At 43.9% G+C, this 11,801-nt stretch carries 9 protein-coding genes; 6 read left to right on the forward strand and 3 right to left on the reverse strand.

Going from position 1 to position 11,801, the window contains the following annotated elements; translation table 11 throughout:
- Positions 1-222 precede the first annotated feature (222 nt).
- Positions 223-1,776 (forward strand): acetamidase/formamidase family protein, encoded by a 1,554-nt coding sequence (locus MHB82_RS13835; protein ID WP_341174958.1) that lies wholly within the window; start codon positions 223-225, stop codon positions 1,774-1,776.
- Between the two features lie 76 nt (positions 1,777-1,852).
- Here MHB82_RS13835 and MHB82_RS13840 read toward each other — a convergent pair whose 3' ends face one another.
- Complete coding sequence (locus tag MHB82_RS13840) at positions 1,853-2,299, reverse strand: Lrp/AsnC family transcriptional regulator (RefSeq protein WP_095287284.1); 447 nt, start codon at positions 2,297-2,299, stop codon at positions 1,853-1,855.
- 326 nt (positions 2,300-2,625) lie between these two features.
- On the opposite strand from MHB82_RS13840, the gene MHB82_RS13845 reads away from it, so the two are divergent.
- Entirely contained in the window at positions 2,626-3,372 is a 747-nt protein-coding gene (locus tag MHB82_RS13845; RefSeq protein ID WP_095358201.1) for an SDR family NAD(P)-dependent oxidoreductase, read from the forward strand.
- Positions 3,373-3,440: 68 nt separating this feature from the next.
- Here MHB82_RS13845 and MHB82_RS13850 read toward each other — a convergent pair whose 3' ends face one another.
- A complete protein-coding gene (locus tag MHB82_RS13850; protein WP_095358200.1) occupies positions 3,441-4,235 on the reverse strand; it encodes a helix-turn-helix transcriptional regulator in 795 nt (264 codons plus the stop codon).
- Between the two features lie 233 nt (positions 4,236-4,468).
- On the opposite strand from MHB82_RS13850, the gene MHB82_RS13855 reads away from it, so the two are divergent.
- Entirely contained in the window at positions 4,469-6,712 is a 2,244-nt protein-coding gene (locus MHB82_RS13855; RefSeq protein WP_341174959.1) for an AraC family transcriptional regulator, read from the forward strand.
- Between the two features lie 114 nt (positions 6,713-6,826).
- Here MHB82_RS13855 and MHB82_RS13860 read toward each other — a convergent pair whose 3' ends face one another.
- Positions 6,827-7,711 (reverse strand): carbohydrate ABC transporter permease, encoded by an 885-nt coding sequence (locus MHB82_RS13860; protein ID WP_341174960.1) that lies wholly within the window; start codon positions 7,709-7,711, stop codon positions 6,827-6,829.
- Between the two features lie 414 nt (positions 7,712-8,125).
- Here MHB82_RS13860 and MHB82_RS13865 point away from each other — a divergent pair, with 414 nt between their 5' ends.
- The 3 genes from MHB82_RS13865 to MHB82_RS13875 all read left to right on the forward strand — a co-directional run bounded on the left by MHB82_RS13865 (position 8,126) and on the right by MHB82_RS13875 (position 11,723).
- Positions 8,126-8,983 carry an ABC transporter permease gene (locus MHB82_RS13865; protein ID WP_255247859.1) on the forward strand — a complete coding sequence of 286 codons (858 nt, stop codon included), beginning with the start codon at positions 8,126-8,128 and terminating at the stop codon, positions 8,981-8,983.
- 62 nt (positions 8,984-9,045) lie between these two features.
- A complete protein-coding gene (locus MHB82_RS13870; protein ID WP_341174961.1) occupies positions 9,046-10,545 on the forward strand; it encodes an extracellular solute-binding protein in 1,500 nt (499 codons plus the stop codon).
- 32 nt (positions 10,546-10,577) lie between these two features.
- Positions 10,578-11,723 (forward strand): glycoside hydrolase family 88/105 protein, encoded by a 1,146-nt coding sequence (locus MHB82_RS13875; RefSeq protein WP_341174962.1) that lies wholly within the window; start codon positions 10,578-10,580, stop codon positions 11,721-11,723.
- The last annotated feature ends 78 nt before the right edge of the window (positions 11,724-11,801 follow it).

Raw genomic sequence — 11,801 nt, forward strand, 5'->3', positions numbered from 1 at the left:
AAGTCGCCCAAGTGGCGGCTTTTTTTAGTGGATTTATAGATCATAGAATTCCGGAGGGTTAGGAAAAGTTAATATTATTAATATATTTTCGCTGTTTATATTAAGAAAGTAAATTGAAAAACGATTAAAACTTTATATTGTTAACTTTCGGATTGTCTGTTATACTTCGGTTCATAACAAGTTAACTAATATGACATGAGAAGATGACAGGAGGAGTTACGAATGGGAAATCGACTGAAATGGAAGGTTTTCGCTGCTTTTTCCATTGGTTCACTGCTAATACCAGGTGTAAATGTAGTTAATGCTGACATTGATCAAGTGTCGATCAAACCAAGGACGCATGTCCTGAAGGCAAATTCTGAAAATGTCCGGTGGGGTAACATCGGCAAGGGTGAAGCAGTACTAACCGTCAACTCCGGAGATATCGTTACGGTAGATGCGATTACCCACCATTCCGGCGACGACTATGAACGAATGATCAAAGGTGACGCTGGTGTCGAAGATATTTTTCATTGGACCGAATCCGAGAAGACGGAAGCAGATCGTGGTCCGGGAGTACATATCATGACAGGCCCAATCGCGGTTGAAGGAGCGGAACCGGGAGATGTACTGGAAGTGAAGATTTTGGATATGAAACTTCGTCCTAATGGTAACGGCGAATATGCAGGGAAAACATATGGTTCCAACGTGGCTGCAAACTGGGGCTTTCTATACGGAGAGATGGAAGAAGAACCGGTGACACGTGAGGTTGTGACGATTTACGAAATGGATTCAGAAGGCGGTACGGATTACGCTAAGGCACTATATAGCTACAGATGGACTCCTCAAACCGATCCGGATGGAAATGTGCATCCTACAATAGATTATCCTGGTGTGGTCGTCGATCATACAACGGTGAAGGAAAATCACAATGTCCTGAAAGACGTTCGAGTGCCTGTTCGACTCCATTTCGGTACCATGAGCGTAGCGCCGAAGGAAGCGGATATCGTTGATTCGGTTCCACCTTCTTATTATGGCGGAAATATCGATGACTGGCGTGTTACGGAAGGAGCAACCATGTACTATCCGGTTTCCGTCCCGGGAGCGCTGCTGTCGATCGGTGATCCACATGCAGGGCAAGGAGACTCTGAATTAAATGGTACAGCCATTGAAACTTCTGTAACCGGAGATGTTCAGATTATTCTTCATAAAAAGGATAAGCTGGATAACAAATTAAAGTCGTTAAACTTCCCATTGTTGGAAAATGAGAACGAGTGGGTGGTCCATGGCTTCAGCTATGCTAACTATCTTGAAGAACTGGGTGAGGATGCCCAGAAGGAAATCTTCGAAAAATCTTCTCTCGATAAGGCGATGAAAGATGCTGCGCATAAAACCAAGGCTTTTCTAATGAGAGGCATGGAACTAACCGAAGACGAAGCTTACTCTTTAATGTCGGTAACCACCGATTTTGGAGTTACACAGGTAGTCGATGGGAACTGGGGAGTTCATGCGATCATTGACAAAAAATTGTTTGGAGAAGCTGAACGGGTTATGACACCATTACGCAGCAGCTTTGAACAATTTGGTGCCAAGATCGAATGGGAGCCAAAGTCGAAAATGGTATCCATCCTGTATAATGGCAATACACTGTCAGCGAAACTTGGAGAAACGAAGGCTTCATTCAATGGAGAAACTGTTAGACTGATTGCTCCTATTCAATTAGATGCCCAGAAGTCAGCTGAGGTAAGCGAGTATTTCGTCGATTTCTATCAAGCCAAGCTTTCCAAGACAAACTAACTCATTTCATAAAGCAATAATTCCATATCATTAATAACAAGAACCGTTGGTCTTAATGCCTGACGGTTCTTGTAATTTATATATTCAATCCATCCTGATTTTTGTGTCGTTTCATCAGAATCTGCGTTTCAGCGCGGACGATACCTCTCAGCGAATATATGGATTCGTTCATGAATTGTTCCATCTCTTCAATACTCTCGACAAGAATATGTATATGGAGGATGCAGGGACCAGTCATTTCGTATAACACAGCAACTTTATCGTTTTGTTTCAACGCCTCTATGATCTCATTCAAATGTGCAGGCTCCACTTCTAGCTCCAAATAGGCAGATATCTTTTTGCCGAGCTTTTCAGCGCTAATTACAATGGAGAACTGTTCAATGATTCCTTGATTGACAAGCCGGTCTATGCGCTCTTTGACGGCAACTCCAGACAATCCAACCTCTTTGGCCAAATCGGTATAAGATATCCGGCTGTTTTGAGCCAGTCTTCGTAAAATATGACTATCAATTGAATCTAACATGAGTTTCACTCCTTTCCGCTTCATATTGTAACAGAAAAAAAGACAGCCCGCCCGTGCGGGGTACATAATCCCTGAAATTTGGAACACACTAACAACCGAATTGGGATGAAGTATTTCTGCTGAGTTGCTTCAATATTTCCGCTTAATATTACTTGGCATGTTAACTGGTAAATATATAGTAGCTTGACAATACTCATTAAGAGGAGTACGATTAATTGTGTCAAATAAACGACAAAACTTACGTAATGACTAAATCATATGATTATGGTTACATATAAAATTGCGTTAGTTTTGTCTAAAATTCAACAATTACTGGAGGAATCACCATGACTAATCTTAAAGACAAAGTAGCGATCATTACAGGCGGAGCTTCCGGAATTGGTTTGGCTACAGTAAAAGCCTTCTTGGATAAAGGATCCAAGGTTGTTATTGCAGATTATAATGAAGAGCACGGCAAAGCTGCCGAGCAGGAATTGAAACAAACATATAATGATGATGTCGTGTTCATCAAAGTTAATGTTGCCGACGAAAAACAAGTTGAAAACCTGGTTACCGAGACAGTGAAGCAGTTTGGTAAACTGGATGTCATTTTCAATAATGCAGGTATTGGTGTTCAAAAGCCTTCGCATGAATTAACGGACGAAGAATACAAACGTGTCATTGCAATCAATCAGGACGGTGTATTCTACGGTGCGAAATATGCGATCCGTGAAATGCTGAAAACGGGTGGAGGATCTGTAATCAGCACTTCCTCGATCCTGGGTTCCGTTGGTGAACCAACATCTATGCCTTATGCGGCAAGTAAAGGTGCAGTCAACCAAATTACGAAATCACTCGCTTTGGAGTATGCTGACCGTAACATCCGTGTCAACGCAGTTGCTCCCGGATTTGTAGAAAGTGGCATGGTAAACAAAGAAGCTCTTGGTGAATTCTATGATGGCCTGGTTGCCAAACATCCACTTGGACGTCTGGGCAAACCGGAAGAAATTGCACATGCAGTCGTATTCCTGGCTGAGAATGATTTCGTTACAGGAACAACGGTCTTCGTAGATGGCGGATATCTTGCTCAATAAATATGGATTTTAATATGAAGAAGGCTCCCTTAAAGGGAGCCTTTTTTAATTCCTACTTTGTTTTGTTGTCATTTTAAGTAGGTGCTCACATTATTTCGAAATTCCCTGGGTGTAATTCCATACATGGCTTGAAAAACGCGATTAAATGTCCGCTGGCTTTCGAAGCCTGCACTGCTGCTTACAGTGGTTAAGGATACATTCGTTGTTCGGATTAATTTTGCTGCATATTCGACCCGCAGCATGGAGAGGTAATTGCGAAAATTCATCTGTATACGTGCGGAAAAGATGTGGGATATATAATATTTACTCACATTGAACTCGGCAGCAAGTGTGTCTAGGGAGAGGGGCTCCGTAAAATGATTAGCCATGTATTCCATAATTTTATAAGGCATATCCAGTACAGGAGTTCGTTGTCGCTGTTCCAGCTGGGTGTGAGCTAGCAGATGCGACAAGATGATATGGGCCCAACCAAGCTTGATGGCATAATCATCTTCTTTTTTCACCTTTCTAAATGCATACACCGCATCTCTATGTATATATTTCTTCAAAACAAAGGGAGTTACAGGCTGAAGCTGATTGAAATCGGGGAAAATGCCTTCAAATACTTTGGGATTAATAATAAGCAGAATGGCATTTGCAGTTTGTTGACCACTTTTAACATATCGGTGAATGATATCCGGAAAAATGACAGCTGCGTCACCTGGTTGCAATTCATAAGAAACGTCGCTAATCTCGACAGACTGTGTGCCTGAGTAGACGTATAATACCTCAATTGCACTGTGCATATGTGAGGGAAAAGCGATTTGCCTGGCATTGCGGATAATTGCAAAATCATCTTTGCGAATCTCGTAAAATGGCAGCATGATTCAATCACTCCTGTGCAATATTTGGCTACTTTCGAATACGTTATGTCTAAACTCATATCATTTGCTGTGTTAAAATTCAAGTGAATATTCCCAAATGAAGGGAGAAAAATGATAATTTCTCCTCCTTTATTTGTAATCGCTTACAATTAGGATACTCCATAATCTTTGGTATTTGTATGCCGCTGGATAACCAGTGAATAACGCACAATGTGGAAGGAGGGATCTGTACTTTGAGAAAAAGTAGAACGTTTTACAATATTTTTATTCCGGTTCTGCTTCTTAGTGTTGGGATTGTAATCGGTTTTGGAAGTTACATCTATATCTCAACCACCAATTCTGTCGTGGACCGGGTTGGGGACGGCCAACAGAGTCTCATCACACAGATTCGTAATACACTGGAACAGAAAATCCAAACCATAGAATATGCGTTTGCTACCTACAGCACGACTCCGTCATTTCGATCGGTCATCAATAGTCCGATGACGGAGCAGCAATTTGAAGCGTATCGGGAATTGAGGTCCCAACTTGGCTATATTGCTACCATGGGTCTTGAAGGTGTTCAGTACACGTTAGTCAGCTTGCAGCAAAAATGGAGTTTGTCCAACGGTACGGTATTCCGGCTGACTTCCGAAGAGACGGAGGAGTTTCAGAATCAGTTTGCGAAGCAGGAAGGCAGCGGCTTATATTGGACGAAAACAGCTGACGGTATCCGGCTGCTGCAAGGACTTCCTGCACATTCCAAGAAAAAACAAGCTGTTGCCTTGTCAGATCTATCCCTTCAAACGCTTAATCGTTCGTTGCTGGTTAAACCGAATACATCCATCTATATTCTAAACAGACAAGGGGAGCCGTTGTACACAACGAGGTCGGATCAAGAACAATTATCCAACCAGCAAATGAAACTCATCAGCGAGCGTACCGTTAAACAGGCGCAGACTGGACAATTGGAACTACCAGGCACAGCGGGAGATAAAATCATCGCCCTATACGCACGATCAGATTACAACAGCTGGACGTATGTTACGCTACTTGATCCAAAAGAAGTCAGCGGCGCCTTAATGCCGATCCGAATTGGTCTTTTTGTGATGGGAATCGTGATTATGGCGCTCATGGTCATTATAACCTACATGATTTCTATCTATCTCACCAAGCCTTTTCGCAAGATTCAAAAGAGTCTGGCAGACGCTTCCAAGCCAATGGTCAAGGATGAAGTTGATTGGATTATTCAGTCGATCGATTCAATCGTTTCCGAGAAAAAGGATTTGGAACAGCTTATTCAGCTAGAAAAACCAAAGCTCGAATCCCAATTTGTTCTTAATTTACTACAGAACCGCCTGACAAGAGAAGAAGTAGAGAAGAATCTGGAGCGATTCGGATATAACATCGACAGCAGTTCAGTTTTCATCACGATGCTGATCCAAGTGGATCGATGCGGTGAAGGGTCACTGTCGGATAAAGATGTACTTTTACTTACTGTAAACCAATTGGTACAAGAAATTATTCCGGCGACAGAACGTATGCTGCCCGTCGTATTGAACGAGCGTACCCAAGCGACGTTATTGTTTTGCAGTTCTGACAAAGTAGCTGAGATGCGGAACCTGATCTCGCAATATGCGAAGAAGATGATCATCTCTTCAAGAGATTATTGGAATGCCTCGGTGAGTGTGGGTGTTAGTGCACCTTATGAGGATCTAATGAACAGTCGTGAAGCATGTGCAATGAGTCTTGAAGCGTTATATCAGCGATTGAAACTGGGTAAGGAATCCGTCATCTTTTATGAAGATATCTCTAGAGGGAATACCGGACCAACGTTACTTCATTACCCCAAGGACCTGGAATCCCAGCTGTTTGATGCCATTCGGCTTGGAGACAAGGATGAAGCAACCCGAACGCTGTATCCTCTTCTCGCCGACATGATGAAGCATAGTCAGAATCCAATGAACCTGGAGATCACACTGATTCGATTCGTGAACAACCTGATCCACCTGGAGCAGCTGATCGGAGCAGAAGTTTTGTTAACTCAGAGCAATGCCACGCTGTACCAGAGGCTTCTGAATACGCTAAATCCGGAGGAGATCGAGCATATCCTGGTTCATGAAGTCATTTATCCAATGGTTGTTAGTATGCAGGAAAAGGCGAACCACCAATTTCGTTCGGTCGCTGATCAGATCGCTGCTATTGTACGTACGGAATATGATCAAGATCTTTCACTCGAATCCATTAGCGAACGGCTGCATTATACACCCAATTATCTCAGCAGCATATTCCGCAAAGAATATGGGATGACCTTCAGCGATTATTTGATGGGGTTCCGGCTTGAAGTGGCGAGGAAATGGCTGGTTGATACAGACATGCCGATCAAGGACATTGCAGAACGTCTCGGTTATCAGAATTCGCAGAACTTTATTCGTTCGTTCCGCAAAAAAGAGCACGTCACACCGGGCGCATATCGAAAAATGAAGCTTGAGCTGTGAAGGTAAGAGAGTTATTCCAACATGGCGATAACGTTTGGAGTAATGTAAGCAAACCAATCCCCTTAGGTCTTTGGCCTAAGGGGATTGGTTTTATATTCAGAAGCAGCATGTTGATTAACCTTTTACTGAACCAAGTAAAGCTCCTTTTGTGAAATGTTTCTGTACAAATGGATAGGCAATGAGCATGGGAACGGTTGCAACAACGATTACACTCATCTTAATGGTCTGTGACGGAGGTACAATATCAACCGCGGAACTATTGCCTTCCATTCCGCTCGATACAATGACGATTTGACGAAGAAGTACCTGCAGCGGCCACATTTTGGATTCATTGAGATACAGAATGGCGTTCATATAAGTATTCCAGTAGGACACACCGTAAAAAAGAGATAATGTGGCAATCGATGGCAGAGCTAGTGGGAGCATGATCTGCCACAATATGCGGAAGTCGTTTGCACCGTCTATTTTGGCGGATTCCTCTAGGCTGTCTGGTAGGGATTGGAAAAAGTTGCGCATGATAATCAGGTTAAACGCATTAATTGCTGTAGGGATTATCATGGACCAGTAGGAGTCGATCAACCCGGCTGCTTTTACGATTAAAAAGGTGGGAATCATACCACCGCTGAACAACATGGAAAATACAACGATAAAGTTGATGACGTTTCTTCCCAGAAGATAGCGTCGGGATAATCCGTATGCCATAAGTGCTGTAAGTGTCATGCTGACAGCGGTACCGACGAGGGTGATGAAGATGGAAACACCGAGCCCTTTGAATATGGTTGGAGTGGACAGGATATACCGATAGGCGTCGAGTGAAAATGACGTTGGAAACAAAATGAATTTCTTCTGCACGATCTCCTGGGTTGAGGCAAACGAGCTGGCAACCACATTAATGAAAGGCAAGAGGCAGGCAAGGGCAAAGAGAAGAAGAAGTGTATAGTTCACAACGTTAAATATGACGCTTCCGAGCGTTTCCTTCTTGAGTGCGGCTTTTGACATGTCGATAGGTTCCTCCTTAAGTATTGATCTCTTCCCACCATATCAAGGGTTATGGATAACGTATATAATCATATCCTAAGACCTTGCTGCAGCCGGCTTGAGAGGGTATTTCAAGGAGAATCAACCGGATAATCATTAACCGAGTTAATAATCATAAGCTACAATTCACACTGGAAAAAGCCTTGTCGCAAGCCTTTATGTCACGATTACCGGAAGCATGATAGCTAATGATTATGTACGGAATGAATCTGAGCGGATATGCTTGACTTCGAACACATGTTAACCGATCAAGGAGGTCAGCGAGCAGTGAAAGATTCCAATTCCTCAGTTGTTTCGTTACAAGGCAAACTGCATCGAAAGACCGGAATCGGTCATCAATTAAGAAGTGTCGTCGCCAACAAACTTCTGTACCTGATGATTCTTCCGGGGTTTGTCTACTTTGTTATCTTCAAGTATTTTCCGATGGGTGGATTGATCATTTCATTCCAGGACTATCAGCCGTATCTTGGTATTAAGGATAGCCCGTGGGTCGGTTTCAAGCATTTCATTCGGCTGTTTACCGAACCAACCTTTGCCATGCTGCTCAGCAACACACTAATATTGTTTGCGCTTGAATTGATCATTTTTTTTCCGATTCCCATTATTCTTGCGCTAATGCTGAACGAAGTCAGGAGTAAGATGTTCAAAAATTCAATTCAGACCATTGTCTACATTCCACACTTTATGTCCTGGGTCATCATCGTATCGATTACCTATGTATTTCTGAGTGTGGATGGTGGGCTTGTTAACGAGATGATAGCTGCTTTTGGCGGTAACAAAATCAGCTTCCTCACCTCGCCAGAGTGGCTTCGTCCCATGTACATTCTGCAGATTATCTGGAAAGAGGCCGGATGGTCCACCATCATTTATCTTGCGGCTATTACGGTGGTAGACACGCAGCTTTACGAAGCGGCAGATATGGACGGTGCGAGTCGTTTACGTAAAATGTGGCATGTGACCTTGCCAGCCATTCGCCCCGTTATTATTACGTTGTTGATTCTTAAAATCGGTAATACGCTTGAGCTGGGCTTTGAACATATGTATCTGCTTCTTAATTCACTCAATCGGGAAGTTGGAGAGATCTTCGATACGTACATCTTCACGGCCGGCTTGAAGAACGGGCAATTAAGCTTCAGTACCACGGTTGGTTTGTTCAAAGGCTTGGTTGGACTGATATTGGTGATTATAGCCAATAAGCTCGCCAAAAAGTTTGGTGAAGATGGAGTCTATTAACTCGCTTAGAATAGCTGAAATAGATAACAACAAAACATAAAACATGTAAAGGGGATATGTACATGAAATTCCGTTACGCCAAGTTGATAGCGTTTTCGATTTGTACCAGTCTGCTGCTGAGTGCCTGCGGGGGAGAGAATGCAGAGCCGCAAACGAATGCGGATGGAAAGCCTATTATTAGCTGGTTGAACATACTGCATTCTGCTTCGCCGCCAACGGATACCGTGTTGAACAAAATCGAGGAACTGACGAATACGGATATTCAATTTTCCTGGATTCCGGATGCCTCGAAAGAGGAGCGTTTGAACACTTCTTTAGCCTCCGGCTCTCTGGCTGACATTGTTTCACTCACGATTCTGGAGAATTCGTCGGTTCGAAATGCACTGAAGGCCGGTGTCTTCTGGGAAGTGGGGCCTTATCTGGACGAATTCCCGAATCTGAAAGAGATATCTGCGGATATGAGAAACTCCGCTTCGATTGATGGGAAGTTGTATGGGATTCCAATGCAGAAACAGGTTTCCCGTAACGGTGTCATCATTCGCAAAGACTGGCTCGATAACGTGGGATTACCTGTACCCAAAACAACCTCTGAGCTGATGGAAGTTGCCAAAGCATTTACCGAGCAGGACCCTGACGGTAATGGCAGCAAAGATACGACCGGTTTCATTGATCGCAGCGATCTTGTATTTGGTGCTTTCAAGACACTGGGTTCATACTTTGGAACCCCGAGCGGATGGGCGGTCAGCGAGGATGGCAAAGTAACGCCCGAGTTTGAATCCGAGGGTTACGTTAAAGCAATGGATTATATGAAAGAGTTGTACGACAACGGCTATATCAACCAGGACTTTGCAGTAACGGCCAAAAAAGATCAGCAGGAGGGCTTTGCACAGGGCAAAGCGGGAATCTATGTTGGTGCGCTGTTTGATAGCAAAAACCTGCTCAATCTGGCCAAAGGTGTACAGGATGACATGGATTTGATCATGGTGAATGACATTACTTCAACAGGTAACGAAAGTGATCGGGCCATCTGGTCCACGTCCAATGGTGTAGGAGGGTTGCTGGCATTCCCCAAATCGGAAGTGAAGGATGAGGCTGAGTTAAAACAGGTCTTGAAATTTATGGACGATCTGATGAGCGAAGAAATATATACATTAATGACTTATGGTATTAAAGATGTACACTACAGCCTGGAGGGCAATGCGGCAACAATTACCGATACCAAACTCTGGGAACAAGAAGTACAGCCGTTCTCTTCATCACGTCCGAATGAGAATGGGTACGACATTCATGATTCAGACCCATTACGGGTGGAGTCCGATCGTTTAATTCAGGAGAACACAAAGTATGCAGTACTTAATCCGATGTACTCCCTTGAATCTGCGACGTTCTCCGAGCAAGGATCGGAACTGCAAAAAATCATCACGGATGCTACGTACAAATACATTCTCGGAAAGCTGGATTTGCAAGGGTTCCAGGATGCGGTGCAGACTTGGAGAAAATCAGGTGGTGACAAGATTATTACGGAATATGAGGCAGCGTACCAAGCTGTGCAGAACAAGTAAAATCATGACTCATCGAAGGAGGAAGAGAAGCCATGATTCAGATTCAATCTCCATGCCTGTGGGCAGTGCATACCGCAGATACCATTATGGAGCGTACGCCCAGACTGTATGAGGCAAACGGGTATCATGGAAAATGGTCGTATGATTATGGGGTTATTCTGAAGGGGTTCGAGCTGCTGTGGAAAGTGACCGGCGAAAGCAAGTATGCAAAGTACATTCGGGACAACATGGATTATTTCATACAAAGTGATGGAACAATCCGCGGATACCGCCAGGATGAGCATAATATTGATCATCTAAATAACGGCAAGCTGCTTTTTGGATTGGTTCAGATGACTGGCGAGGAGAAATACAAAGTGGCTGCCTCTCTTCTAAGAGAGCAGCTTCGCAGTCACCCGCGTACGTCAGAAGGGGCGTTCTGGCATAAGCAAGTGTATCCTTATCAGATTTGGCTGGATGGATTATATATGGGCGCTCCCTTTTATCTTGAATATATGCTTCAGTTCGAACAGGAAGATGAGCAGGACCTGGATGATGTGACAAGGCAGTTTATTCTCTGCGCACAACACAACCGTGACGGGAAGACAGGTCTACTCTACCATGCCTGGGATGAGAAGCGTACGCAGCCTTGGAGTGATCCGAATACCGGACAATCGCCCAACTTCTGGGGCCGGTCCATGGGTTGGTTCGTCATGGCGCTGGTTGATGTACTGGAATTGCTTCCGGACACTCATCAGGACCGCACGAAGCTGATTGAGATTCTGAATGATACGATGTCAGCACTGCGAAGTTTCCAGGACACTTCTACCGGGGTGTGGTATCAGGTGATTAATGAAGGAACCCGAAAAGGAAATTATCTGGAGGCCTCTGCCTCAAGCATGATTGTATATGCCATGGCCAAAGCCATTCGACTGGGTTGGTTACAGGACGAAAACTGGCTGAACTCGCTGGACCATGCCTACGCCGGTTTAATTTCAGAATTTGTCATGGAAACCAAAGAAGGCTGGGTCAACCTGTACAAAAACTGTCAGGTTGCAGGTCTTGGAGGAGAACCGAGACGGGACGGTACCTATGCTTATTATATTAGTGAACCGACTATTACCAACGATCAAAAGGGGCTGGGAGCTTTCTTGCTGGCCTGCACCGAATATGAATACATGTTAAATCGAAAGGGATAGTTCATTCAGCTGTAATGCCCGTATTCGTTAAATGGATCAAAACGATACGGGCATAACATACTCCTTACACCTTTTTTG

Source organism: Paenibacillus sp. FSL K6-2862 (assembly GCF_038005125.1).
Lineage (GTDB): Bacteria > Bacillota > Bacilli > Paenibacillales > Paenibacillaceae > Paenibacillus > Paenibacillus illinoisensis_A.

Coding starts and splice junctions, on each gene's coding strand:
- MHB82_RS13860 (WP_341174960.1), bottom strand. CDS start 7,711: ATGTCAAAAGCCGCACTCAAGAAGGAAACGCTCGGAAGCGTCATATTT.
- MHB82_RS13840 (WP_095287284.1), bottom strand. CDS start 2,299: ATGTTAGATTCAATTGATAGTCATATTTTACGAAGACTGGCTCAAAAC.
- MHB82_RS13835 (WP_341174958.1), top strand. CDS start 223: ATGGGAAATCGACTGAAATGGAAGGTTTTCGCTGCTTTTTCCATTGGT.
- MHB82_RS13850 (WP_095358200.1), bottom strand. CDS start 4,235: ATGCTGCCATTTTACGAGATTCGCAAAGATGATTTTGCAATTATCCGC.
- MHB82_RS13845 (WP_095358201.1), top strand. CDS start 2,626: ATGACTAATCTTAAAGACAAAGTAGCGATCATTACAGGCGGAGCTTCC.
- MHB82_RS13870 (WP_341174961.1), top strand. CDS start 9,046: ATGAAATTCCGTTACGCCAAGTTGATAGCGTTTTCGATTTGTACCAGT.
- MHB82_RS13865 (WP_255247859.1), top strand. CDS start 8,126: ATGATTCTTCCGGGGTTTGTCTACTTTGTTATCTTCAAGTATTTTCCG.
- MHB82_RS13875 (WP_341174962.1), top strand. CDS start 10,578: ATGATTCAGATTCAATCTCCATGCCTGTGGGCAGTGCATACCGCAGAT.